This is a genomic window from Anoxybacillus mongoliensis (assembly GCF_014201515.1).
Lineage (GTDB): Bacteria > Bacillota > Bacilli > Bacillales > Anoxybacillaceae > Anoxybacillus > Anoxybacillus mongoliensis.
In genome coordinates this window covers 18,815-44,317 of record NZ_JACHEQ010000008.1, presented here as the reverse complement: position 1 = coordinate 44,317, position 25,503 = coordinate 18,815, and the positions used below count along the sequence as shown (strand labels likewise).

Below are 25,503 nucleotides of genomic sequence, written 5' to 3'. Positions count from 1 at the left end.
GCAATTAGCCCCTTTTTTCTGTCGTTTCGATGATGGCATCGCGCATGATCGTGATCATAGCTTCTAATTGTTCAAACGTACTAGCTAACGGCGGCATAAAGACGATGACATCCCCGAGCGGACGTGTTAACATCCCTTTTTCCCTCATCGTTAGCGTAGTTTTATATCCCATCCGTTCCGCCCATGGATATGGTTCGTGTGTATGACGATCACGCACAAGTTCGATGCCACACATGAGTCCAAGCTGGCGCACATCACCAACATGATCGAGCTCAGTAAACGATGCAAGTTGTTCAGCAACAAACACCGCCTTTTTCTCTATTTGTTCCATCAGTCGCTCACGCTCAAAAATTTCTATGTTAGCTAAAGCAGCCGCACAACCGAGCTGGTTCCCTGTATAAGAATGTCCATGGAAAAACGTTTTAAACTCTGTATAATCGCCATAAAACGCTTCATAAATCGTTTCAGTTGTCAATGTAGCAGCAATTGGCAAATAACCGCCCGTAATACCTTTTGCAACCGTCAATATATCAGGTTTCACACCTTCATGCTCAATCGCAAATCGCTTCCCTGTTCGTCCAAAGCCCGTAGCTACTTCATCGACAATCAATAAAATGTTATATTTCCGACATAATTGCTCTACTCCTTTTAAATACCCTGGTGGCATTACATGCATGCCACCTGCTCCTTGAATCATCCCTTCAACAATCATCGCTGCAATTTCTTCATGATGTTCGGCAAATATTTTTTGTAATGCCTCTAACGCTTCATCGCGCACAATGTTCGGATCGTTGCTTGGATGACGATAGACAAGCGGAAATGGGGCTTTATAGCTCGTAAACATAAGCGGTTCATATACGGTATGAAAAATGTCGATGGCTCCGACGCTAATGGCACCAACTGTGTCTCCGTGATAGCCGTTTGTCAACGTGACAAATTTTTGTTTTTTATCTTCCCCGATATTCCGCCAATATTGAAAAGCGATTTTTAGCGCAATTTCTACCGCTTCTGCTCCACTATCCGAATAAAACACGCGCGTTAAATGACTTGGCGTCCATTCGATTAATTTTTCAGCTAATGCAATAGCAGGAACATTCGCTGCACCTAAAAGCGTCGAATGAGCAATTCGTTCAAGTTGAGTCCGAATCGCATCGTCAATTTCTTTTTTTCGATGACCATGAACGTTTAACCAAAGGGATGAATATCCGTCATAATATGTTTTTCCGTTCACATCTGTCAAAAAAATACCTTCACCGCTTTCAATGACGAGTGGATGTTGCTCATAATCTTTCATTTGTGTAAATGGTAACCATAAATATGTTTTACTTTTTTCAATCCACTCGTTCATTGCCACCATTCCTTTCTCCATACAATTTCACATCGTAAAAAGTTCGTCATATGCGGAATTTCACCAATCACTGGAATATTTGTCATCGCTTCAATCATTCGTATGTTCTCTTGTTCAATTTCATTTTTTGGTGTAGAAAAGCCGTTCATGATAATGCCAGCTATTTGTAAACCAAATGATTTTGCATATTGTACGGTTAACACCGTATGGTTAATCGTTCCGACACTCGCTCGAGCAACAATAATGAGCGGAAGAGATAACAACTGAGCTAAATGAGCAACAAGAAACGATTCGTCAACGAGCGGAACGGCAATTCCTCCTGCACCTTCGACAAGTACGAAATCATGCGTTTGTTGTAGCCTTCTCATATGTAACAAAATACGATCTGGTTCTATTGTGACCCCATCAATTTTTGCAGCGAGATGTGGCGAGCAAGGAGTTTTTAGTAAATATGTACATCCATCTTCATCAGCCACATTGATCACTTTTCGATACATGTCCACATCAGGCGCAACCCATTTTCCATCTCGCCATTGCGCTCCGCTTTGCACAGGCTTATAAGCCGTTGCACGTATACGTTTATCGGTAAGAGTACGCAACATGCAAGCGGTAACAAATGTTTTTCCGACATCTGTATCTGTTCCTGTAATAAAAAAACCTTTCATGATCTTCCTCTCCCTCTCCATTTGTTAACTTTTATTTTATTATAGTTAACAATATAAAACAACAAAAAAATGCCCGAGCGTTACTCGGACACTTTTTTCTCTCTTTTGGCAATACATGTGGCAATGAAGTCACCATGGAAACGACCGTTTTCGATAAAAATTTCATTGGCATTATTTCCAGCAGCAATAACCCCGGCAATAAAAATACCTTCTACATTTGTTTCCATCGTTTCCGGGTTGTACATTGGTCGCCCTGTTTCTGCATCAATATGAACGCCCATTTTCTTTAAGAAATCGTGATCAGGATGATATCCCGTCATCGCAAAAACAAAATCGTTTTTTATTTTCTTTTCTTCACCATTTACTATATAAATGACGGCATCTTCTGTAATTTCTTTCACATGGGCATTGAATTCCATCGTAATGACACCTTGACGCACAAGCGAGTCAAACTCAGGTAAAATCCAAGGTTTAATGCTTGAAGAATATTGTGAACCGCGGTATAAAACGGTGACGCGCGCCCCCGCTTTTACTAGTTCTAGCGCTGCATCAACACTTGAGTTTTTTCCGCCAATGACGACACAGTCTGTATTGTAGTACGGATGGGCTTCTTTAAAGTAATGAGTCACTTTTGGCAAATGTTCGCCAGGTACATTCATATAGTTTGGATTGTCATAATACCCCGTTGCAATAATGACGTACGTTGCTTCGTACATATCTTTACTTGTCTCCACAATGAACGTTCCATCCGCTTTTTTCGTCACGCGCTCTACTTTTTCAAACGAATGAACACGAATATTTTTCCGCGTCACAACTTCCCGGTAATAAGCGAGCGCTTGATTGCGTTTCGGCTTTCGATTTTCGGTAATAAACGGTACCCCGCCAATTTCTAAACGATCACTCGAGCTGAAAAATGTTTGATGTGTCGGGTAATGGTATATTGAATTTACAATATTACCCTTTTCTATAACAAGCGGTGAAAAGTTTGCGTTTTGCAATGCAATCGCAGCTGCTAATCCACACGGTCCTCCACCGACAATAATGACTTGTTCTTTTTTCACTTGACGCTCACTCCAATTCAAAAAATCTCCTATCATACAATGATAGGAGATTTCGTGCATTCATGCAAACATTAAATCCAACCGCGGAAACGGCACGCTTCCGCCATTTTCCGCACACCGACCATATATGCAGCCAAGCGCATATCAACGCGACGTGTTTGTGCGGTTTCATATACGTTATTAAACGCTTTTACCATCACTTTTTCAAGTTTTTCTTCCACTTCTTCTTCTGTCCAGTAATATCCTTGATTATTTTGCACCCATTCGAAGTAAGACACCGTTACCCCACCAGCGCTTGCTAGAACGTCAGGAACGATTAAAATGCCACGCTCCGTTAAAATTTCTGTCGCTTCTAATGTCGTTGGGCCGTTTGCCGCTTCGACAACGATTTTCGCTTTAATGTTGTGCGCATTTTCTTCTGTAATTTGGTTTTCAATTGCAGCTGGCACTAAAATGTCGCACTCTAATTCAAGCAACTCTTTGTTCGTTATTGTATTTTTAAACAGCTTCGTCACTGTACCAAAGCTGTCGCGACGATCTAATAAGTAATCAATATCAAGACCATTTGGATCGTACAAACCGCCGTATGCATCAGAAATGCCGATCACTTTCGCCCCAGCATCATGCATAAACTTCGCTAAATAACTTCCCGCGTTACCGAATCCTTGCACAACAACACGCGCGCCTTTTAAGTCGATGCCGCGCTTTTTGGCCGCTTCACGAATACAAATTGTAACTCCTTTAGCTGTTGCCGTTTCACGACCGTGTGAACCACCGAGTACAAGCGGTTTTCCTGTAATGAATCCCGGTGAGTTAAATTCGTCAATTCGGCTATATTCATCCATCATCCACGCCATAATTTGTGAATTTGTAAACACATCAGGCGCAGGAATATCTTTCGTTGGGCCGACAATTTGGCTAATGGCGCGAACGTAACCACGACTTAGTCGCTCTAATTCACGGAATGACATTGTACGTGGATCGCATACGATTCCACCTTTTCCACCGCCATACGGTAAATCAACAATCCCACATTTTAAACTCATCCAAATAGAAAGTGCTTTCACTTCTCGTTCTGTCACATTCGGGTGAAAGCGAATACCCCCTTTAGTTGGACCGACCGCATCGTTATGCTGTGCACGGTAGCCAGTAAACACCTTTACTGAGCCATCATCCATGCGCACCGGAATTTTCACCGTTAACATGCGCAACGGCTCTTTCAACAGCTCATACACCTCTTCAGGATATCCGAGCTTTTCAAGTGCTCTATGTATGACGATTTGCGTTGCTCGTAGGACATCATGTTTTTCTTCGTTGGTATGCTTTTCGGCTACCATTTGTAAACCTCCCATAACCTTTTGTAAAATATTGTCCGCCTTTCATGTCATAGTATACACCTTCTATGCGCATATGCAAAGAAGTTTTTATCGATTTTTTGTAATCGTTTTCAAAAAAAACGATCATTCACATCACAATATGAAAGCGATATAATGAACATACAATAGAAAGGGGCGAGAAAGATGAAAAAACGAATTTTATTTTGTTTTGCACATCCTGATGATGAAACGTTTACGGTTGGAGGATTGCTTGCCTCATTAGCCAAACGTGAGGATGTCGAAACGATCGTATATAGCGCGACACTTGGCGATGCAGGGAAATGCGGAAATCCGCCAGTTTGTACAAAGGAACAGCTCCCTCACGTGCGTAAAAAAGAATTAGAACAGGCAGCAGCTATTTTAGGTGTTGATCACGTTGTTACCGGTACATATCCCGATGGAAAACTACTCGAATACGAAACACAACTTGTTGATTCAATTCGTCTTATGATTGAACAATATAAACCGACCGTTGTCGTGACCTTTCCGCCACACGGTATTTCTGGACACCAGGATCACAAAGCGATTCAGCGCGCCACCTATCAAGCAGTAACATCAATGGATCATATTGTCGAACAGTTGTATTATGTAACTGTCGTTGGGCGACCTGACCGCTACGGCGATCCAATCGAAAACATTGATATCGTCTTTACGTTTACAGATGAAGAAGCAAAAAAAGTGCGCGAAGCTTTACTTGCGCACCGCACGCAACATTTATCTGTCGAGCGCGTGTTCCCAACTGTTCATCATGACTCGTTTCATAAGTTTCAAAACCGTGAATACTTTATACGTGCATGGTCCAAAGAAAGTGAGCCACCTTATCCATTTTAAAAAATAACCTTCGCGCATGAGCGAAGGTTATTTTTGTACAAAGTATTTATATAGTTGGGCGATCGCTTCGTTGGCGATCAATTTTTTGCCGTACTCTTCGACACGATAAATCGTCAATGTGGACGGACTTCCATATTCAGCCAAAATAGCAACAAAGTCATCTGTCGGGATAACGGATTCAGCAAAATGTAAATAAAAGCGTCCTTCATAACTGTAAAGCGAGCCGCCATGACAACCGAGCGAATAAAGACGCGTTGCTAATTGAATGACATCTTCAAACGTTTGAAATTCGAAAAATATATCATCGCTTTCATCTAGCGTTACTTGCATTTCAATATAATCATCGCTAAACTCGTCTTCCTCATCTGTCATCTCACCTTCGCTCGTTACGATCACGACCATGCCCTGTGCCGGTAAAGAGTACACTTCAACAGCGACCGACCCGTTAATTTCAAAGCCGAGCTCCTCACTTGCTTCCTCAATCATATCACGAAATAGTTCATGCACTTTAAACGTGTCTTTCCATAAATCTTCTTTCGTCAAACCGCGCTCGACTAGATCATCAAATGTGAGGAATATTTTAATTTTATTGTAGTTTAAGCGTTCAAGCCGCATAAACATCCCTCCTTACCTACACAGACTTTACTGTTAGCATATGACGAACGTGTAAAAATGTTCGTCATATTACTAATGAGTTTACATCGTTTTCTCCCTTTTAGACAAGTATTTTTCATTCGATTTTAACCATTCATCCCATTGCTCTTTTGACTGTCCGAGAAGATGATCGCGATACTTATTTTTCATTGGTTCGTCCATCTCATCAAACGCCCGTCCCCCAATTCCAATACGAATATGTGGATATGTTTGTTTCAATTGATCGACAAGTTGTAGTGTCGCTCGTACATTTTGTTGTAACGTGCAAGATAAAAAGAGGTATGAGGGTTTCACTTCATGAATAACAATCGGTAAATCTTGTTGTTGAATGCTTGCCCCTAAATAAATGGTTTCATAACCTCTTCTGCGCAAATATAAAGTAAAAATAAGTAATCCAAGTTCATGCCATTCATTTGGTCCACAAACGGAAATCGTTTTTGGAAGCAAGCGATTCACTGGAATCATAGAGAATGCCATACCGAGTCGTGAGCGTAAAAAGGCGGAAGCGAAATGTTCATGCGCGCTCGTAATTTTTTCATTTTCCCATAAGTCCCCGATCTTTACAAGAAGCGGACTTAATATGTCAAGCGCAACCTTCTCAACCGTATATAAACTGAACGCCTCATTTAGCAATTCATGTGCTGTCCACTCTTCAAATGATAAAAGGGCTTGCAATAACCGTTCGCGTAGTGTAGTGACATGATCTTCTGCTTGTGTATGCACTTCTGACGGTTGCTGTTCTAACAGCGAAATAGCTTGACTAATTGTAAACCCTTGATTCACCTTATCAATGAGCCATTTTAATATTTGTACTTGTTCCTCTGTATATAGGCGATGTCCCGCTTCATTGCGCGGTGGGGCAATAATTTGATAACGGCGCTCCCACGCTCGCAACGTCCCGGGTTGAATCCCTAGCATGTTTGAGACCGCCTTCACATTATATTTTCCTTCTTGTGTTGACATACAAAATCCTCCATATCTCGCGTCATTCTGTCAACATTATAGCGGATGTGAAGGAAGTGTGTAAAATTTGTATAGGTTTTGCTTAACTTTTTTCATGTTTTAATTCAATGAGATGCGTCTCTGCGCGTGCACCTAAACGAAGTGGGAGCGTCGTCGTCCCATATCCGTTGCTAACAAGCAACATCGTTCCATTTATATTTTGCAAACATCCTTTCTCATATAAGCCAAACGGTCCGAGACGAATTTGTCCACCATGCGTATGTCCACTTAAGACGAGAGCAATTTGATGTTGTGGCATGATCTTTTCAATAATGCGTGGATCATGACTAACGAGAATGCGAAACGTTGTATGCTCTGCATCGCTTAACGCAAGATCGAGCCGATCTCGCCTTTTATTCATATCATCAACACCGAGCAAAGCGATGCAATCACCTCGCTCACTTTCAAATGTAACCGCTGTATTATCTAATATTTTCACACCGCTTTCAAGTAGTAGTGCGTCTAACTCATGGTAATCTACTTCATAGTCATTATTTCCCCAAACAAAATAAACAGGACCGAGCTGTTTTAACAATTCAATATTTCGTTTGACACGTGAAAATGGGACCCCTTTTTCAGTTAAATCGCCGCCGATGATGACAAGATCGACTTTTCCTTTTAATGAATCAATAAACGTTTCAGATATACGTCGACGATGAATATCTGAAATAAAAAAAAGACGAAAGCGAGAAAAGCTTTCTGGAAACGTTGGAAATGATAATGAATGAAAAACTACTCGATGACGATGCGCTTCGATCCACATGTATATCATAAATGCAACAAAAGCTACGATAATATACACCATATTAACTTTCCCTCTCTTTGTATACGTTCATTGACATCATACCATATGCAAAAGAAAAGAGAAAAAAAATTATCGTTTTTTTGACATCAATCATCGACAATATAAAAAATGTGAGCAATACGCTATACGAAAGAAATTGCTCTTTTCGGTTCGTTGTTTCCTTTCGCCACGCTTGTAACGTATGCCAAGTCGCTGAGCGAATTAAGATAGCATTGGAAATAAAACCAATAAAAAAACTAACAAGCGCAAAAAATGTTTTCAGTGGATCGAAAATGATATCCGTCAAAAACACTTCCAATACGAACGGCTCTACCGTTGGCGTCCAAGCGATCATAAAATATCCACATAACAATCCAACAATAAAAAGAAACCACATGTTGCTCCCTCCCTTTTTCAACATATGAAGCGAGAGAGTTTGTGGTCACTTATTTTCATGGTAAAGCGAAATATCGTACGTTTTTTTCATCCATTCATAAAGAACGTGCCTTTTCTCCCACGCCCGCTCTTGAAGCAATTCGTTACTTTTCTGAATGAATTCACAGCGGAGTGCATGGAAGTCTTGCTCCGCTTTTTCGCTTTTCTTTTTATAAAAAAAGACGAGCCAGGCGAGCGATCCAACGAATACAGCGAACCAAAAGGTATGTTCATCATCAATGAGTGCCATCATCATTCGTTCTATGGATGGACGATGCGGAATAACGATCGTCTGATACATATATAATCCAAATAAAGCAAGTGAAAGCAAAAACAAAATGAATGATAGTTGCATTCTTTTTTTCATGTCATTCCATTCTTTTTTATGCATCATGACTCGCTTTAAAATCACTTCTGTTACTTCGTCTAATTCAATCGGAAAAATCATAACCACCCCTACCGATCATGTTTTACTACGATTGTATGTCCATCGGTGAGGCAGTATACCTTATTTTCCATTCATATTCGGGATTTTTAATACTTGGCCTTTTTGTAGCTTCATGCTCGTTAAATGATTCCATTCTTTAATGAGATCCATTCCTTTTTCATTTCCATAATATTTCATCGCAATACTATATAATGTTTCATTTTCTTGTACCGTATGATACGTAAAGGATGACTCTGTCTCATTCGACTCCTGTTCCACTTCTTTTGCTTCGTTTTCAAGCGGCTGTTGTGGCTTATGTTCTTTTTGTTGATCGACATCAACAGTCTCATAGCTTTCATTATCAATCGTCACGACTTGGATCGGTCGTTTTTCAACCAAGTGGTATATGCTATAAATGGAAATAGGTAATAAAGCAAAAAAGAGCGCAAGAATGCGAATGAGCGGATGTTTGATTTTCCATTTCGTTTTTTTCTTTTTATGCACTTCGCTACGGGGTGGCAACTGAAGTTCATCGTCTTCTTGTTGCTTACTAATATTCTCCATTTTTTCACGCAAATTTTCCGCTTGGTCTTTACGCATCGTTTGTCACCTCTTTTGTACGATACCGGATGTGTAACGCTAAAATAAAATCAATGAGAAAGTGGGCAAAAATCGTGACCCATAAATTGCTTGTCCATTCATAGATAAGTCCAATCCAAAAGCTTAAACTAACGACAGCCAAAAGAAGGAGCCATTTTCGCCAATAACGAATATGCAATAAAGCGAAAATGATGCTTGCGAAAAATAGGCCGACATGCGTCTGAATGACACCACGAAACAATAGCTCTTCACAAAATGCAATGACCATAGTCATGATAAAAATGTGCGGTACCGAACGTGAACGAAATAATTTTTCATTGATTCCACCATCATCATACCATTGTTCAGGTGCATACTGAATAAGTAAAAAATCGACAAAAAGAACAAGCGCCGCACAACCGCTACCGTACAATAGTATTTCCCTTATATCCCACTGCCACATCGAAAAAAATGTCACAGGCGTAAATAAAAATAGACTGAATATGACAGCAACAAGAAAAATAAGCGCTTGTGTTATATACAGATGATATACAATTTCTCGATCGTTCATTTGACTTGCTATTTCCATTTGTTTTTTAATCATTTGTTCCCCACCTTTATGGCAAACATTGAACGAAGCTCTTCATGCCAAGGCCGAAGCTGTATTTGTTGAATACGTTCGATAGTGGCATTTGCATGTATATGAGCGCCACATTGGTCGCAACAACGTTCATTTTTAAGCGGTTGTTGTTCAAAATACGAAAGAAGCGAACGTCGACGACATGTGTGCCCGGTTACCCATCGTTGCATAAATATCCATTTTGTCAGTTTTTCTTTTTTTCTTTGTTCCATGCGGGCATATAGTTGCTTCGCTAATGTGTGGATATGCTCCTGTTTGTCCATTTGTTCAAGCCAATATAAAAGTAGACGTTGTTGTACATCTGTCAGCCCTGTTTCTTTCTGCCCATGACGTAAAGCGTTTAGCGCATAAACGATTTGTTCCATTGTCGGAAATTCCATGTCGATTATCGTTTGTCCCACTTGTTCATCTCCTGGTGCATACAATAATATCGCGATGCTTTCGTTTCCATCACGTCCGACCCGCCCAACTTCTTGCCAATATGCTTCTGGTTGTGTCGGCAAATGAAAATGGATGACAAAGCGAACGTTCGGTTTATCGATCCCCATTCCAAACGCATTTGTACAACAAATGACGTCTAACTGATCATAAACGAACTGTTGTTGAATAAGTAGCCGCTGTTCACCATCCATGCCTCCATGATAGTAGCTTACACGATGATCCTCACGAAGCACCTCGGATAATGTTTCTGCCCATTGCCGACTAGCGACGTACACAATTCCAGGTTTCGGCAATATCGCAACGAGATGTTTTAACGTCGTGATTTTTTCTTCTACCGTTTGAACATATTGCACGTATAAACAAATATTTGGGCGATCGAGCGGGTATATATGTTGTTTAACGTCGTCGAGTTTAAGCGTCGTTACAATATCAGCGATAACTTGACGTGTAGCTGTAGCCGTTAACGCTAAACATGGCGGATTGCCAAGCGTTTGGCGAAGAAGACCGAGCTTTAAAAAGTCAGGGCGAAAATCATGTCCCCATTGTGAAATACAATGTGCTTCATCTACGACAAACAACGAAATGTTTATGCGTGTTAACGCTTCGATAAGTAAAGGGGATTGTAAAATTTCAGGCGAAGCATAAATAAAACGATACGATGCTAACTCACGCAACACATCTCGTTTTTCGCGATAAGACAGAAAACGATTGAGCGCTACAACACGTTTTTCACCACGATTTCTAAGCTGCTGTACTTGATCTTCCATAAGCGAAACGAGTGGGGAAATAATTAACACACTGCCGTTTAATATATAACCCGGGAGCTGATAACAAAGTGACTTTCCTCCACCGGTCGGAAGCATAGCAACACAATTTTGTCCATTCAGCACATCTTCAATAATTTCCCTTTGTCCTATGCGAAACGAATCGTAACCAAATCGTTCCTTTAATATGTCAAACATCTTCTCTCTCCCACCTTGCCAGCGCGAGCCGAATTTCGAAATAAGAAACGTCTGGTAACAATTCTTTTATCGCCCGCAATTTTTTCGTCTTTAATTGACGTGCTTGTTGAATAATGCGCTTGCGTTTACTTTCCTCCAAAAATGGTGTCAGCACAAACGTTGGAATATACGTCGCGATTTCTACAATATGATCTTCAATTGTTCCTTTTCTCAACCCGCGCAGCTGTGCAATTTGTTCAAGTGAATAACCTTCCTTTAGCAATTCCCATGTTTTTTGAGCTGAACTTGTCAATTGTGAACGTTTTCGTTCACGTAACGAATATAAAAGCGGAAATTTTTCCGCTTCTTTCTCTGTCATTTCAAGCATAAAATGAAGGACGTTTTGAAACGATAACAAAACCGCCACATCTTCCTCATTTATGGCATAAGCAATCTGTTCGTTCGTCCATCCGATGCGCTCATGGCTTGTTAGCCGCCAAACGAAAATGTTAGCATCTTTTTCTTCTACATAACTAAGTAGCTCATACATTTCTTCATATAATGAACGAGCGAGCGTTTTTATATGTGTATGTTGAAACAGCCACCGTTTCACGAACGATTGAATGTGTTCATCGCGATGTATAGGCTCAAATGACGTACGATGAATGATGTTTGCGATCGTTTGAATGAGTAAAGAGAGCCTTTTCCAAAACAAAGAAGATTCATTCATATATTTCCATCCATCAATGTAAGGAGGAAGTATAAAGCGTCGAAGTTTCTCTTTTCCACTTGCAGTTGTGCAATATATATGTTCATCGACTTGAGAAATGAATCCATCCGCCTCTAATGCTCGTGCAACATCAAATAAACGAGAACGATCAATCGGTACCATTCCAAATAAACGGCTAACGTCATACCATTTACTATCTTGTAACGTTTGGGCTGTTTTTTTTCCATTGAGCAAATGATCGATCGCAGCTAGTGAGCGTTCTCCACGAAACCGATCGATACAAAATAAAACGATATGTTGTAACATGCGACATTCACTCCATTTTCCCTTTCATTTTATCAGATTAAGCAAGGGGATGTGAGGGAAAACTACGTACTGATAAGCATTTTCATTGGAGTTTTTTATTGAAAAGTTACCGCAACACCTTTATTATAAAAGTGTGAGGAATACGTTTCCAACGTTTCATACGAAGCGATTGGTTGCATATAATTAAGGAGGGTCATTGTATGCCAAAGTACACGATTGTTGACAAAGAAACATGTATTGCTTGCGGTGCATGCGGAGCGGCTGCACCAGACATTTACGATTACGATGATGAAGGTATCGCTTACGTTACACTAGACGACAACCAAGGCATTGTCGAAGTGCCAGACGTACTCATTGATGATATGATGGATGCATTTGAAGGCTGTCCAACAGACTCGATCAAAGTAGCGGACGAGCCATTTGACGGCGATCCAAACAAATTCGAATAAGAAACATCTAAGGGCAAACTTCATATGAAGCTTGCCCTTTTCTTTCGTTCAGTCATTGTCACCACTTGTCCAATCGACTATAATAAAAAAGTATACATAACAAAAAGGAGGAATTTGGCATGGCGTTTGAAAACAAAGTTGTTGAAGCGTTTATTGAAATTCCAACAGGTAGCCAAAACAAATATGAATATGACAAAGAGCGTGGCGTATTTAAACTCGATCGCGTCTTATATTCACCAATGTTTTATCCTGCAGAATATGGCTATTTAGAAAATACACTCGCATTAGATGGCGACCCACTTGATATTTTAGTTATCGTGACAAATCCAACATTCCCTGGTTGCGTCATCGAAACACGTGTACTCGGCTACTTAAACATGGTAGACGGTGGCGAAGAAGATGCGAAGTTAATCGGTGTTCCTGTCGATGATCCTCGCTTTGCTGATGTGCGTACGCTTGAAGATCTTCCACAACATAAACTAAAAGAGATTGCTCATTTCTTTGAGCGTTATAAAGACTTAGAAGGAAAGAAAACAGAAATCGGTACGTGGGAAGGCCCAGAAGCAGCTGCGAAACTTATTGACGAATGCATCGCGCGTTACAATGAGCAAAAATAAATACATTCCATGTTTTAAGCTGGCTTTGAGCCAGCTTTTCGTCTTTTTTCCGAACATTTATATATAAAAACGCTTTCATTTGTATGACCTTTCCGAAAGTTATTGACACGCATATACGATTATGTTAAATTATCAGAAATTTAAAAACTAATAGCTTGAAAGGAGCGGATATTTGTGGTTCGCATTTTAGTAGCTGATGCGATGAGTGAAGAAGGTCTTGCCCCACTTCTTGCTGATCCAACGATTGAAGTCGTACAAAAAAAAGTAGGTGATGTAGAAGATGAGCTTGATCAATTTGATGCGTTACTCGTTCGTAGCGCAACAAAAGTAACAGAACAGTTACTACAAAAAATGAAAAATTTAAAAATTGTTGGGCGAGCTGGGGTTGGTGTGGACAATATTGATGTTGATGCAGCTACACGATACGGTGTCGTCGTCATTAACGCCCCAAACGGCAATACGATTTCGACAGCGGAACATACATTTGCGATGATGGCTTCATTAGTGCGTCGTATTCCACAAGCGCACATCTCCGTCAAATCACGTGAATGGAATCGTTCCGCTTTCGTCGGTGTCGAGTTATTTGGAAAACATTTAGGTATTATCGGCTTTGGTCGCATCGGTTCTGAAGTAGCAAAACGAGCGCGAGCATTCGGTATGCATGTTCATGTGTACGATCCATTTTTAACGAAAGCACGAGCAGAAAAAATTGGTGTCGACGTTTGCACGCTTGATGAGTTGCTTGCACAAGCGGATATCATTACCGTACATACACCGTTAACAAAAGAGACGAAAGGACTTCTCGGTCCAAAAAATTTAGCAAAAACGAAAAAAGGTGTGTATTTAATTAACTGCGCCCGCGGTGGAATTATCGACGAACAAGCGCTCATTTCGTTTTTAGAGAACGGGCACGTGGCAGGTGTCGCACTCGATGTATTTGAACAAGAGCCTCCAGGAGATCATCCGCTTCTTTCGTTTGATAACGTCATCGTCACTCCACATCTCGGGGCATCAACAGTCGAAGCGCAAGTGAATGTAGCGACACAAGTAGCTCAAGAAGTATTAACATTTTTACAAGGAAAACCTGTCACATCGTCCATTAACTTGCCGACACTTTCAAAAGATGTATACGAGAAAATTCAAGCGTTTTATACATTAGCTCGAAAAATGGGTATTCTCGCTTCGCAATATATGAGCGAACCTGTTCAAGAAATTGCGATTACGTATTCAGGTTCTGTTGCTGATTTAGAAACAACATTTATTACACGTAGTTTGCTCGCTGGATTTTTAAAACCTCGCGTCGCTTCAACCGTCAACGAAGTGAACGCAGCGATGATCGCCAAAGAACGCGGCATCGCCTTTAGCGAAAAATTTTCAGCAAACGGAAACGACTACAATAACAGCATTACATTAACAGTATATGGTGAAAACAAAACGTTTACGATGAAAGGAACGCATATCGCTCACTATGGTGATCGTATCGTTCATTTTAACGGTTTTGCGATCGACTTTGCTCCAGAAGGACATTTGCTATACATTCAACATCATGATAAACCAGGAATGATCGGAAAAGTCGGAAATATTTTAGGTGACCATCAAGTAAATATCGCAACGATGCAAGTCGGTCGCCAAGAAGCTGGCGGAAAAGCGATTATGATGCTTTCGCTCGATAAACCGCTTGATGATACGCTCGTTGAAACGCTCGAACAAATTAGCGATATTGATGTTGTAAAAAGATTAGAAGTATAAAAGGTTCAGCCGCATGGCTGAACCTTTTTTATCCAAGCGGAACGGCTTTTCGTTCCCCTTTACAAAACGTCATAATTTCTTCGTAACCGACTGTTTTCGCAAGAGCGATCGCTTTGTCATAATCGGCACCGACATCTTGCGGTACGTGTGCATCGGACGATAGCACGATCGGAATACCTTTGTTGTAGCACATTTGTAATAGACGAGGATCGGGATATAGTTCACCGACCGGTTTACGCAAACCTGCGGTACTAATTTCAACGCACGTTTTAGAATTCGCTAACGCTGTTGTTGCACGATCGTACTGTTCAAGCAAAAACTCTTCGTCTTCTGGCACGTATTTAAAAATTTTTACTAAATCTAAATGACCGATGATATCGAATAAGTTCGATTCAGCTAACGTCACGACTTGATCGAAATATTTTCGGTATGTATCGTATAGATCACGACGATCCCACTCTTTCCGAAACTCGGCTAAATCAATGCCAAAATCATCAACCCAATGAATCGAACCGATGACATAATCAAAATCGTAGGCGCGAATAAATTGCGCCATTTCTTCATGTTTGCCTGGCGTATAGTCCATTTCGATCGACATCTTTACATCAATTCCAGCATCCCACGCTTCGTGAAATAAACGAACGTAGTCAGCCATGTCATAATAACGACGTTCTTCAATCCATGGATTCGATAAAATATTTTTCGTTTGATAAAAATGATACGCATGTTCGGAAATACCAAAATGTTCAATGCCTTTTCGCGCGGCTTCGTCCGTAAATTGCTTCAAATAGTCGAGCGTTAACGTCCCGCGCTCTAAATGATTATGGTAATCTGTTAACATCTTTTTCTCCCCCTTTCATATTGTTTTTCATTATATAGCACATGTCTCTCTTTTTCTAGTTGTTTAAGCCAACAAAAAACAATAAATGAATGCATGCTGCCATGCCAACAACAACAAGCACCCGTTTCATCATATCTTCCATCGTTTATTCCCTCCCGTTCACTAATGACCATATATGTTGTATGCGAAAAAATGAACGGTTAGAACGATAGAACATGACATTTTACAATTCATTTACAATCGGATAAAAAAGTGTTTGCGCCAGTGATTGTAATAACGGTGCTTGCTTTCGATGATAACTTACCAACACACATGTCGCTGGACCAGCAGAAGCATGTAGCGGAAGGGCGCAATGAATCGGTTTATCCCCATGAATGAGTTTCCACTCATGCCATATTCCTTTTGAACCGATTGGGATCATTTCATACACCCCATCTACGTGCAACAACATGCGAAATAAAGAAAGCGGAAGCATGCGGTCCTTTTTATGTATAACCGCTTCGCCAACGAGCGGCTCACCGATCACTGCCCAGCACGCATCCGTTGGCGTAAAATTTATCCTTTTTTCTGTTTTACGCACCGTGCCGACAGCTACAAAACCGACAGCTGATTGCATGAGCGGCATATTTGATTCGCTACTTCCTGTTATAGGGAGCGACAACTGCAATTCTTCCATCGTTTGTTGAACGCCTGCGACAAGTGCATGCCATGCATGATCGTTCACAAAATTTTGTAAAACAAAAGCTTTTGGTGTGGCTCCTATACTCATCAATTCCATCCATGCTACTCGTGCACCGTAGTACGCAACAACATCGTATGGTACATTTACAACATCATCTTGTTTTAAGCCTATGCCACCTGAACAATCTGTCGCCAAAACGAGTTCGTTTTCTTCATCAAGCGGCACACATAATACATCACGCATGCTGCTTCCCCCACACGCGTTGCAACGCTTTTGACACGACAATCGCAATCACTACATTGACTCCCGTAGCTAGTGCAAGAGATGGGATGATGGAAAGTACAAATGCTGGGCTCATGATCCATACAAAAGGTAACGGTGCAATCAGGGCATTACCGATAAAAAAACATACATAGCTAGAAGTGAACCATCCTCTTCTCATTAACAAGCCGACAACATATAAAAGAACTGCCATTTCCACCGCCACAAGTATATGAAAAGGCCCAAGTGGAAATCCACCAAACAGCGCAGATACAATATGCCCAACACTTGCAACGACCGCAGCAGCTGCTGGACCGAGCAAAAACGCAGCAACAACTGCCGGTGCACTATCTAATGCAATGCTTCCAATCGTAAACGGGATTTTTATAAGTGAACCAATGACGGATAGACTAATAAACATAACAAGCAACGTGAAACGCCTCATTCCGATTCACCCTTTTTTTCATTTTTATCACGAAACACGATCGCACTTCGTTCATATTCTACGTCTTTCACTTGCAAGCGAGCGTTAACAACGCGCGCAACTGCAAATAAATAGTCTGATAAACGGTTAATATATTGCAAAACGACTTTGTTCATTTGTTCTTGTTTCATCAACGCCACAACACAACGTTCCGCCCTCCGCGTTACCGTACGTGCCATATGTAACGCAGCTGCTTGCGGTGACCCTCCCGGCAAAATAAAACGTTCTAACGGTGGTGCTTGTTGAATATACGCATCAATCCGTTCCTCTAAAAACGTCACCATATCTTCTTTCACTTTGTACGGCATTTTCTCACTAACGATCGCTAAGTCGCCACCACAATCAAAAAGCTCATGTTGAATGCGCTGTAGTTCTTGATAAATATCGCGAAATTTCTCATCTTGCAATAATGTCATCGCCCAACCGATTACTGAATTTGCTTCATCAATTGTTCCGTATGCTTCCACACGCACATGGTTTTTATCAACTCGTCCACCGACTAAACTCGTTTGCCCTTGATCTCCTGTTTTCGTGTACAATTTCATAGTCAATCCCCCCTATTTTATTTGTTCATGCATACCACACCATACGTAATCCACACGGTTACATATGCGCGCAAGCTGTTGATATGTCCAGCCTACCGCATCTCGCCACGCTCGTTCATGCGCATCAATGGGCACAATCCCTTGACTAATATCACAACCAATCCAAACGACCGTTCTCCCCTCCTCTTTTTCCCATCTTTCCCACGCATACACATGCGACATGATTGCTTCTTTTTCACGTGTTGTATAAGGAACGAAATATTCGCGAATCCATTGCTCAATTCCTTCAAGCACGACAACAGATGCGTTTTTCTGGTCGCTTGGGAGCGGGAGTGCTTTTTCATACGCGCAATGCCAAACGTGTGGCGTATGCGTTAATGAATAATATGCATTTACCCATTTTCGTTTTCCTTGAAACGCACCTCCGCTAACGAAATGCATCGCTTTCTCTCCCTCCATCGTTCTCTCGTATTATAAAGCGTTACTCCTTCACCAAAAGGGACGTGCCATGCCCAAAACGGACGTACGTCTGGTGCGTACTGTGATAACACATAACGAATCACTCCGCCATGCGTCACAACAACGACATGCGACACCGACCGACGAACAACATCGTCAATTGCTCGTTCCACTCGTGCTTCAAAATCGGTAAACGGCTCTCCGTTTGGAGGCGGATAGCGAAACGGATCGCCGAGCCAATGGCGATACGCTTCAACCGTTTGTAATTGTTCATACGTTTTTCCTTCAAAATCGCCAAAATGAAGTTCACGCCAACGATACGAACATTCAATAACAACGTTTCGGAATAAAAGCTGTGCCGTTTGTCGACAACGAAGCAAATCGCTTGCTATAACGATGTCTGCCTCAAGCTGATGCGACACATTCGGTTGCTTTACAATAGGCACATTCGTCCAACCGATATATTGCTTCTTTTCATTTTCTTTCGTTACAAAATGACGAATGTATGTAATAGCCAAATGATGAGCCATAAAAAGGTTTCGCTCCCTTCAATAAACGCACCAAGCACGTCGCCTGTCATCCCACCAAACTGCTTTACTGCAAACGCGCGTGCGGCAACATAAAATAACACCAATGCTATAAATAACACGATCGTTTCACGCGATAATAAAGCAATAAGCCCGTACATGACAATAATCGGCACATATTGGTGATCGACATATTGACGAAATGCAGCCGCCATGCCTGTTTGTTTCGCAAGCGGTGTTGTCAATAAAAGCACTGTCATTCCAAGGCGGGAAAATAACGGAATACAAAAAAGAGAAAACAATGACATATGTGCGACCGTTTCAAATATGAAAACGAAGCGAAAGCCAAGCAAAAATAAAACTGATAACACTGCAAACGCCCCAACGCGCGAGTCGCTCATAATGTCAAGGCGGCGTTTTCGATCACGATATGAAAAATACGCATCGCTACAATCCATCCACCCGTCTGCATGCAGCCCCCCTGAAAGAAAGATAGAAGAAAATAATAATAAAAACGATAAAAAGAGCAAAGAAACATGATCGAACAATAACTGATGTTGGGCAACAAGAAACGTGCCAATGATTGCACCGACGAACGGAAATGAAAAGACAGCTCCGCGCGCTGTTCGTTCATTCCATTCGACTTGCATACGAATGGGAAACACAGTTAAAAACTGTATCGCTAAGATCACTCCGCGCCACATGGCCATCTTCCTTTCTTTACAATCGGCAAACCGTAACGCATCAAAATAGCTACATCACTAAATGCAACAATGTGTTGGTGCAATAAACCGAGTCCGTGCATATACGCATACGTTCCTTGTTCATGAGGTATACCATCATAAAATATTTCGTTACTTACAACTATACATGCTTTCGCTTGATCGCCTAATTTTTTGATTTGTTGCACGATGCGTGGTGCTTTTTCCTCTATGTTCCATCGATCATCACGAAACAGCTCATTAGCCCACAAATTTGTTAAACAATCAAGCAATACGATATGGCGGTTAGAAAAAATAGGAATGATCTGATCGAGATTATACGGCTGTTCCCACGTTCGCCAATGATCATATTTTCGTTGTTGTTGATGATGAATGATGCGCGCTTCCATTTCTCTATCTGTCCGCATCGCTGTGGCGATATAATGAAGCGAATCACCCACTTCTGCTATCTTTTTCGCACATTGTTCCGCCAATGAAGATTTTCCGCTACGTACACCACCGCTAATAAACACGATCATGTCTTCCACCTTCTTAAGCAAGAAAGAAGGCGATCGTTTTCTTCTTTCGTTCGGATAGCTAAACGAACATATTTGCCGTCAAGCCCTTGAAAATTAAACGTATGACGAGCGACAATGCCATGTTGTAAAAGAAACGGGAATAGCGTTATCGTCTCATTATGCAACATATAAAAATTGACGACAGACGGTGTATATATATAGCCGAGTTCTGTAAATTGCGCAAATAATCGCTTCCGTTCCGATGCAATATACACTTTCGTTCGCTCCACAAATGCATCGTCCTTTAATAGCTGTTTCGCTATTTGTTGAGCAATCGTATTGACGCTCCACGGCGGCTGTTTCTTCATTAACTTGTTTACAACATGTTCGTGTGCGAGCACATAACCGAGCCGTACCCCTGCCAATCGGTACATTTTCGTTAATGACCGTAGCACAATTAAACGATCAAATGTGTGCAAAAAAGAAGAAACGGAATAACCATCGAGCCAAAAATCGTAAAACGCTTCATCGACAATGACATGTACCCCCTCATCATTTGCTGCTTTTAATAAAGCATACATCGTTTCTTTCGGCCATATCGTGCCTGTTGGATTGTTCGGATGGCAAACGAATAGAGCGTGTAAAGACGGCAAACGCTCTATCACTTGGTCAATTGGTGGGTGCCAATGTTCATCCAACATAAATGACTGAACAGTACAGCCGTATGCTTCACATGCCTGACGATATTCTGAAAACGTTGGCTCGATGATGCCGATATGTTTTCCTGCAAATTGTTCAGCAAGCAAATAAATGCACTCGGCAGCACCATTTCCAACAAAGACGTTTGACGGCATAACACGTTCTCGTTCAGCAATGATCGTACGAAGCGTCTCACTTCGCTCTTCTGGATACTCACTCATCCATCGAAACCATTGTTTTTCATTTAGCATATATTCGTCTGGGAGCGAAAGCGGATTTACATTTACACTAAAATCGATATATTCGCTTGGCATATTCATTTTCATCGCTTCATATAAACGATGCGGATTAGCTCCATGTGCAGGCAAATACAAACAAACTCCCCCCAATCGTAAAAGCAACTGTCGTTCGTTTCATTATCGCCACAGCTTGTTCAATATGCGCGGACGCAAGTGGAACAGACGCATCACCAATTGTCGGACGAACAGATACAACCCCTTTGTATGTATTCACTCCCCCAAGTTGAACGCCTAATAACGCAGCCATCGCCGCCTCGCACCATCCGCTGTTTGGACTCGGATGATTTCGCGCATCGCGAAATAATAGTTTCCATGCTTGCTTGTTGGCACGATGGACAAAGAGCATAACAAATGCTGTTAGCCTAGCAGGAAGGTAATTGAGTACATCATCTAAGCGAGCGGAAGCCCAGCCAAATTGGGCATATCGGTCGTTTTTATAGCCGAGCATGGAATCACATGTATTCACGGCGCGATACAACATCGCCAAAGCTCCCCCGCCAAGAAAAGCATAAAAAAGGGGCGCCGTCACTCCATCGCTCGTATTTTCCGCTACCGTTTCCACACATGCACGCACGATTCCATCTTCTTGTAACATCTCTGTATCACGCCCGACAATCATCGCCACGTTTTTTCTTGCTTCCTCAATGTCACCTCTTTTTAGTGGCTCAAGCACACCATATGCGGCTTTTGCTAAGCTTGTTGGAGCAATAGAAACAAAAATAATTATCGCTTCGATAAACATGCCCACTAAAAAAGAAAGCCGATACGCAACAGTAATGACACCATAGCTAACGACAAACGTAAGTGTACAAACGACAAAAAGCGTGAGTAGCCCTTTTCCTTTTCGCCCTTTTCCTTTATTCAAGCGACGATCCATATAGGCAATCACTTGTCCGATCCAACTAACAGGATGAAAGCGATGAGGATCAGCGAATATGCGATCAAGCAAGAGCGCAAACACAATAGCCCATACGTGCGTCATCGATTTTCACCCTTTCGCTCATTATAGCGATCGATTGCCATTTGTGTAGCTTCATAGACGAAACGAGCAAGCTGTTTGCCAATCGCTGTAATCGTTCCTGCATATTCATAATATGTACCTTGTTGTGATGCAGCAATGACAGTACAATCTGTTGATGTTCCTGTTGCGATTGTATGTGTTTGTGTATCGACGACTTGTTTATCATACAGCGCCTTTGTTTTTGCTTCTGTTACAGTCATGAGCGCCTGCACAAATGCAGCTTCTGACAAATGTCCATCAATGAAAACAAACGTATTAATCGTTCCAGGAGAAGCGACCGCATCTGCACGACGCCACGCGTTCGCACTATCAACGGCATTTCCCACCCCAGCAGTTACCGCAACAAAAAAGCGAACAGGTTCATAAGCGGACGTAAACACAACATCCCTTATATCCACCGCTGTCATCATCCCAACGGTCCATTGCTCATCAAAACCTTGTTGTCGCAAAAATTCAATCATCTCTTGCTCGGCATCGTCACAACGGTAATCAAGTGAAACATGGCGATTCACAAAAGTCGTTGCCCAACGCATACCGCCCCCAACAAGCGCAGATGAAAGCACTTTAAACGGCTTCATCGTTTCAATGACGACCATGTTTTCATGTTGTGTGACGTGCCATAGCACATCTTTAATCGGCTGTTCCAAAAACGGAACAAACGTCACAAGCGGTTTCGGTAATACAGGATGTTCATGTCGTTTCATACATGTATCAAACACGCTCTCAATCATCGACTCGTTCAGCAACTGTCTCGGTGTGCCACACGCCACTACCTTTCCATCTCGTAAAAAAAGAAGACGGTCACAATATAGCGATGCGATGTTTATATCATGAAAAATAGCAACAACCGTAAGCTTCGACTGCTTTAATAAATTTAACAACTTAAACTGTTGCGCCACATCCATATGGTTTGTTGGTTCATCTAGTAATAATACGCGCGGTTGTTGTGCTAACGCGCGTGCAAGCGCCGCTCGTTGACGTTCTCCGCCACTTAATTGCTCTAGTAAAACATGTTGTTTATGCGCTAATGTCACACAACGAAGTGCTTCATCAACGACTTGATCATCTTCCTCCGTCCATTTAGGAAAAAAAGTAGATTGATAGGGATAGCGTCCAAGCTCAACCATTTCTTTGACTGTATATCCAAATGAAACGTCTATATGTTGCGGCAACGTAGCAATGAGTTTAGCATATTGTTTCGGTTTATACGTTTCAATATGTTGTCCGCAAACAACAATATTTCCTTGTTGTAATGGCAGTTCTCGACTTAACAGTTTCATTAACGTTGTTTTTCCGCTTCCGTTCGGTCCTAAAATACCAAAAAACTCCCCTTCGTGAACGGTAAATGAAATATGGTGTAATACTTGCTTTTCTCCATATTGATACGAAACGTCCTTCACATCAATCATGTTCATCCCGTCTTCCGTTTTAAACTTTTAAATAACAACATCGCAAATAACGGTGCACCGATCAGCGATGTAATGACTCCGATCGGCAATTCCCGCGGTGCAACAATCGTTCGCGCCACGACATCTGCTAATACTAAAAACGCGCCCCCATATAGAAAAGAAAGCGGCAACAATTTTCGATGATTCGCCCCACAAATCAAACGCGTCATATGCGGAATGACAAGCCCAACAAAGCCGATCGTTCCCGATACAGCTACTGCTGCGCCTGTAAGCAATGAAGCGCTAAGTAAAATCCATAACTTTTTTCGCAACACATGTACCCCGATGTTTGCTGCTGTTCGCTCGCCAAATGAAAAAGCGTTTAACTCGCGAATATGTGTAAATAAACCGAGAGAACCGACGATAAAAAACGGTACAAATAAAGAAACATATGACCAACCGCGCATCGCGACGCTTCCCATGAGCCAGCTAATGACTTGACGTAATTCCTCACCGCTAAAAGCAACCATAAGTGAAATAACCGAACCGAAAAACGCATTCATGATAATACCGATTAAAACAATCGTTTCAATCCCCATATTGCGCTCAGCAAGCCGAGCAAATAATAAAACAAACAATAACGTCACGAGCGCAAACATAATGCTCACAATCGGTAACGTAAAACGACCGAGAAACGACAAATGAAGCTGAAAAAAGAAAACGATGACCGCTCCGACAGCTGCACCAGATGATACACCAATCGTATACGGATCAGCTAAAACGTTTTTCAAAAGACCTTGAAACGCTACCCCTGCAAGTGCTAGTGCGGCGCCAACTAAAAAAGCGAGCACAACTCGTGGTAAGCGAATAGAAACAATAATTTGCGAAATGGCCGTGGGAACATTTGTAGGTGTATGAAACGTATGATGCAACAACGTTTCCCATATAGAAGAAAAGGGAATCGATTGTGATCCAATCGATATCCCTAATAATAATGCAACGATCGCAATAATTGATGCAGTAATGTAATTATTTAAAAACGTTTGGATAAACGACTTTGGCAATTTCTTCGACCCCTTCAACTAAACGTGGCCCTGGACGAGAAACTAAATCAGAATTGACATCGTATACTCGTTTATTTTTAATCGCAGGAACTTCCTTCCATGCTGGGCGAGCGAGCACTTGCTCGACAGCGTTTGGCGTATAATAACCGTACGTCGTAATAATGACGTCTGGATTTAATGCCACCGCATCTTCTTCAGTAAACATCGGCCATCCTTCTTGATCACCTGCTGCATTTTTCGCATGAATGATCGTTAACATTTCATCCATAAATGTTCCTTTTCCAGCTGTATAAATTTCTGGTGCAGGAGAAACTTCCACCCAAACTGTTGCTTCTTCTTTTACTGCTTTTGCTTTTTCCGCAATGGCATCAATTTTTTGCTTCATTTGTTGCACAACATCGGCTGCCTCTTTCTCTTTTCCTGTCGCTTTCCCGATCAGTTCAATCGACGCATATACATCGTTGAACGATGTGGCGTTTGGCACAACAATGACTGTAATACCTGCATCTTTTAATTGCTTTAATCCTTCCTCAGAATTGTGAGCGCTTGATGCATGCGCAAGCACAACGTCTGGTTGAAGTGAAATAATTTTTTCAACATTAAACTCCATGCCACCAATTTTTTCTTTGTTTTTCACATCTTCTGGATAGTTATCAAAATCGCTTACACCGACAATTTTGTCACCAAGCCCTAACGCGTATGCAATTTCTGTATTGCTCGGAATAAGTGAAACGATTTTTGTCGGTTCTTTTTCAATCGTGACATCGCCAACCGCATCTTTTACCGTAACCGGAAATGCAGCCTCTTCTGTTTTCGCCTCTTGCTTCGTTTCCTTCGCTGGCTCCGCGTTATTGCTGCACGCTGCTAATCCGAGCGTCAACAAAAACGCAAGAAGCCACACATATTGTTTCCATTTTTTCATTGTTTTTCCCCCTATAAATGAGAATAATTATTTTTTGACCTTTTCAAACATGTTGTG

30 protein-coding genes are annotated in these 25,503 nt (G+C 41.6%); 4 read left to right on the top strand and 26 right to left on the bottom strand.

Features of this window, described 5'->3' with window-relative positions:
* Nucleotides 1–4 precede the first annotated feature (4 nt).
* The 4 genes from bioA to HNR43_RS08605 form a co-directional block, all read right to left on the bottom strand.
* Nucleotides 5–1,369, bottom strand: coding sequence for an adenosylmethionine--8-amino-7-oxononanoate transaminase (gene bioA / locus HNR43_RS08620; RefSeq protein WP_183243043.1), 1,365 nt, complete (start codon nt 1,367–1,369; stop codon nt 5–7).
* A complete protein-coding gene (gene bioD, locus HNR43_RS08615; protein WP_183243040.1) occupies nt 1,345–2,013 on the bottom strand; it encodes a dethiobiotin synthase in 669 nt (222 codons plus the stop codon). Before bioD ends, bioA begins: the two co-directional genes overlap by 25 nt.
* Nucleotides 2,014–2,093: 80 nt before the next feature.
* Nucleotides 2,094–3,074 (bottom strand): YpdA family putative bacillithiol disulfide reductase, encoded by a 981-nt coding sequence (locus tag HNR43_RS08610; RefSeq protein ID WP_183243203.1) that lies wholly within the window; start codon nt 3,072–3,074, stop codon nt 2,094–2,096.
* Between the two features lie 71 nt (nt 3,075–3,145).
* Nucleotides 3,146–4,411 (bottom strand): Glu/Leu/Phe/Val family dehydrogenase, encoded by a 1,266-nt coding sequence (locus HNR43_RS08605; RefSeq protein WP_035046061.1) that lies wholly within the window; start codon nt 4,409–4,411, stop codon nt 3,146–3,148.
* A gap of 183 nt (nt 4,412–4,594) precedes the next feature.
* Here HNR43_RS08605 and HNR43_RS08600 point away from each other — a divergent pair, with 183 nt between their 5' ends.
* Nucleotides 4,595–5,281, top strand: coding sequence for a PIG-L deacetylase family protein (locus HNR43_RS08600; RefSeq protein WP_183243038.1), 687 nt, complete (start codon nt 4,595–4,597; stop codon nt 5,279–5,281).
* Between the two features lie 27 nt (nt 5,282–5,308).
* Here HNR43_RS08600 and HNR43_RS08595 read toward each other — a convergent pair whose 3' ends face one another.
* From HNR43_RS08595 to HNR43_RS08555, 9 genes are all read right to left on the bottom strand, one after another.
* The gene (locus HNR43_RS08595) at nt 5,309–5,896 is read right to left on the bottom strand and encodes a genetic competence negative regulator (RefSeq protein ID WP_032099910.1); all 588 of its coding nucleotides are present in this window, start codon (nt 5,894–5,896) and stop codon (nt 5,309–5,311) included.
* A gap of 81 nt (nt 5,897–5,977) precedes the next feature.
* Nucleotides 5,978–6,898 carry a MerR family transcriptional regulator gene (locus HNR43_RS08590; protein ID WP_183243036.1) on the bottom strand — a complete coding sequence of 307 codons (921 nt, stop codon included), beginning with the start codon at nt 6,896–6,898 and terminating at the stop codon, nt 5,978–5,980.
* Between the two features lie 82 nt (nt 6,899–6,980).
* Entirely contained in the window at nt 6,981–7,742 is a 762-nt protein-coding gene (locus tag HNR43_RS08585; protein ID WP_183243034.1) for a metallophosphoesterase, read from the bottom strand.
* Between the two features lies 1 nt (nt 7,743).
* Nucleotides 7,744–8,118, bottom strand: a complete 375-nt coding sequence (locus HNR43_RS08580; protein ID WP_183243032.1) for a hypothetical protein — start codon at nt 8,116–8,118, stop codon at nt 7,744–7,746.
* Between the two features lie 45 nt (nt 8,119–8,163).
* Complete coding sequence (locus HNR43_RS08575; RefSeq protein ID WP_183243030.1) at nt 8,164–8,604, bottom strand: YpbF family protein; 441 nt, start codon at nt 8,602–8,604, stop codon at nt 8,164–8,166.
* A 60-nt stretch (nt 8,605–8,664) separates the two neighbouring features.
* Nucleotides 8,665–9,183 (bottom strand): LysM peptidoglycan-binding domain-containing protein, encoded by a 519-nt coding sequence (locus HNR43_RS08570; protein WP_183243028.1) that lies wholly within the window; start codon nt 9,181–9,183, stop codon nt 8,665–8,667.
* Entirely contained in the window at nt 9,176–9,766 is a 591-nt protein-coding gene (locus tag HNR43_RS08565; RefSeq protein ID WP_183243026.1) for a CPBP family intramembrane glutamic endopeptidase, read from the bottom strand. The genes HNR43_RS08570 and HNR43_RS08565 overlap by 8 nt, the downstream gene beginning before the upstream one ends.
* A complete protein-coding gene (locus HNR43_RS08560) occupies nt 9,763–11,205 on the bottom strand; it encodes a RecQ family ATP-dependent DNA helicase (RefSeq protein WP_183243024.1) in 1,443 nt (480 codons plus the stop codon). Before HNR43_RS08560 ends, HNR43_RS08565 begins: the two co-directional genes overlap by 4 nt.
* Nucleotides 11,198–12,220, bottom strand: coding sequence for a YpbB family protein (locus tag HNR43_RS08555; RefSeq protein WP_183243022.1), 1,023 nt, complete (start codon nt 12,218–12,220; stop codon nt 11,198–11,200). The genes HNR43_RS08560 and HNR43_RS08555 overlap by 8 nt, the downstream gene beginning before the upstream one ends.
* 200 nt (nt 12,221–12,420) lie before the next feature.
* On the opposite strand from HNR43_RS08555, the gene HNR43_RS08550 reads away from it, so the two are divergent.
* The 3 genes from HNR43_RS08550 to serA all read left to right on the top strand — a co-directional run bounded on the left by HNR43_RS08550 (nt 12,421) and on the right by serA (nt 15,035).
* On the top strand, nt 12,421–12,669 hold the full coding sequence (locus tag HNR43_RS08550; RefSeq protein ID WP_003394452.1) for a ferredoxin: 249 nt from the start codon (nt 12,421–12,423) through the stop codon (nt 12,667–12,669).
* A gap of 119 nt (nt 12,670–12,788) precedes the next feature.
* On the top strand, nt 12,789–13,286 hold the full coding sequence (locus HNR43_RS08545) for an inorganic diphosphatase (RefSeq protein WP_032099918.1): 498 nt from the start codon (nt 12,789–12,791) through the stop codon (nt 13,284–13,286).
* 174 nt (nt 13,287–13,460) lie between these two features.
* Nucleotides 13,461–15,035 (top strand): phosphoglycerate dehydrogenase, encoded by a 1,575-nt coding sequence (gene serA / locus HNR43_RS08540; protein WP_183243020.1) that lies wholly within the window; start codon nt 13,461–13,463, stop codon nt 15,033–15,035.
* Between the two features lie 28 nt (nt 15,036–15,063).
* Here serA and HNR43_RS08535 read toward each other — a convergent pair whose 3' ends face one another.
* The 13 genes from HNR43_RS08535 to HNR43_RS08475 all read right to left on the bottom strand — a co-directional run bounded on the left by HNR43_RS08535 (nt 15,064) and on the right by HNR43_RS08475 (nt 25,446).
* Nucleotides 15,064–15,876, bottom strand: coding sequence for a histidinol-phosphatase (locus tag HNR43_RS08535; RefSeq protein WP_183243018.1), 813 nt, complete (start codon nt 15,874–15,876; stop codon nt 15,064–15,066).
* A 223-nt stretch (nt 15,877–16,099) separates the two neighbouring features.
* Nucleotides 16,100–16,801 carry an ATPase gene (locus HNR43_RS08530; RefSeq protein ID WP_183243016.1) on the bottom strand — a complete coding sequence of 234 codons (702 nt, stop codon included), beginning with the start codon at nt 16,799–16,801 and terminating at the stop codon, nt 16,100–16,102.
* Nucleotides 16,794–17,264 (bottom strand): ECF transporter S component, encoded by a 471-nt coding sequence (locus HNR43_RS08525; protein WP_183243014.1) that lies wholly within the window; start codon nt 17,262–17,264, stop codon nt 16,794–16,796. Before HNR43_RS08525 ends, HNR43_RS08530 begins: the two co-directional genes overlap by 8 nt.
* Nucleotides 17,261–17,848: a cob(I)yrinic acid a,c-diamide adenosyltransferase gene (locus HNR43_RS08520; RefSeq protein WP_183243012.1), complete on the bottom strand. Its 588-nt coding sequence runs from the start codon at nt 17,846–17,848 to the stop codon at nt 17,261–17,263. Before HNR43_RS08520 ends, HNR43_RS08525 begins: the two co-directional genes overlap by 4 nt.
* A 12-nt stretch (nt 17,849–17,860) precedes the next feature.
* Nucleotides 17,861–18,289 (bottom strand): bifunctional adenosylcobinamide kinase/adenosylcobinamide-phosphate guanylyltransferase, encoded by a 429-nt coding sequence (locus HNR43_RS08515; protein ID WP_183243010.1) that lies wholly within the window; start codon nt 18,287–18,289, stop codon nt 17,861–17,863.
* A complete protein-coding gene (locus HNR43_RS08510) occupies nt 18,241–18,837 on the bottom strand; it encodes a histidine phosphatase family protein (RefSeq protein ID WP_183243007.1) in 597 nt (198 codons plus the stop codon). The genes HNR43_RS08515 and HNR43_RS08510 overlap by 49 nt, the downstream gene beginning before the upstream one ends.
* Nucleotides 18,795–19,544: an adenosylcobinamide-GDP ribazoletransferase gene (locus tag HNR43_RS08505; protein ID WP_183243005.1), complete on the bottom strand. Its 750-nt coding sequence runs from the start codon at nt 19,542–19,544 to the stop codon at nt 18,795–18,797. Before HNR43_RS08505 ends, HNR43_RS08510 begins: the two co-directional genes overlap by 43 nt.
* The gene (locus HNR43_RS08500; protein ID WP_183243003.1) at nt 19,523–20,074 is read right to left on the bottom strand and encodes a bifunctional adenosylcobinamide kinase/adenosylcobinamide-phosphate guanylyltransferase; all 552 of its coding nucleotides are present in this window, start codon (nt 20,072–20,074) and stop codon (nt 19,523–19,525) included. Before HNR43_RS08500 ends, HNR43_RS08505 begins: the two co-directional genes overlap by 22 nt.
* Nucleotides 20,071–21,126: a threonine-phosphate decarboxylase CobD gene (gene cobD / locus HNR43_RS08495; RefSeq protein ID WP_183243001.1), complete on the bottom strand. Its 1,056-nt coding sequence runs from the start codon at nt 21,124–21,126 to the stop codon at nt 20,071–20,073. Before cobD ends, HNR43_RS08500 begins: the two co-directional genes overlap by 4 nt.
* On the bottom strand, nt 21,101–22,033 hold the full coding sequence (cbiB, locus tag HNR43_RS08490) for an adenosylcobinamide-phosphate synthase CbiB (RefSeq protein ID WP_183242999.1): 933 nt from the start codon (nt 22,031–22,033) through the stop codon (nt 21,101–21,103). Before cbiB ends, cobD begins: the two co-directional genes overlap by 26 nt.
* The gene (locus HNR43_RS08485; protein ID WP_183242997.1) at nt 22,030–23,481 is read right to left on the bottom strand and encodes an adenosylcobinamide amidohydrolase; all 1,452 of its coding nucleotides are present in this window, start codon (nt 23,479–23,481) and stop codon (nt 22,030–22,032) included. The genes cbiB and HNR43_RS08485 overlap by 4 nt, the downstream gene beginning before the upstream one ends.
* 2 nt (nt 23,482–23,483) lie before the next feature.
* Nucleotides 23,484–24,524, bottom strand: coding sequence for a FecCD family ABC transporter permease (locus tag HNR43_RS08480; protein ID WP_183242995.1), 1,041 nt, complete (start codon nt 24,522–24,524; stop codon nt 23,484–23,486).
* The gene (locus HNR43_RS08475) at nt 24,490–25,446 is read right to left on the bottom strand and encodes an ABC transporter substrate-binding protein (RefSeq protein ID WP_183242993.1); all 957 of its coding nucleotides are present in this window, start codon (nt 25,444–25,446) and stop codon (nt 24,490–24,492) included. Before HNR43_RS08475 ends, HNR43_RS08480 begins: the two co-directional genes overlap by 35 nt.
* Between the last annotated feature and the right edge of the window lie 57 nt (nt 25,447–25,503).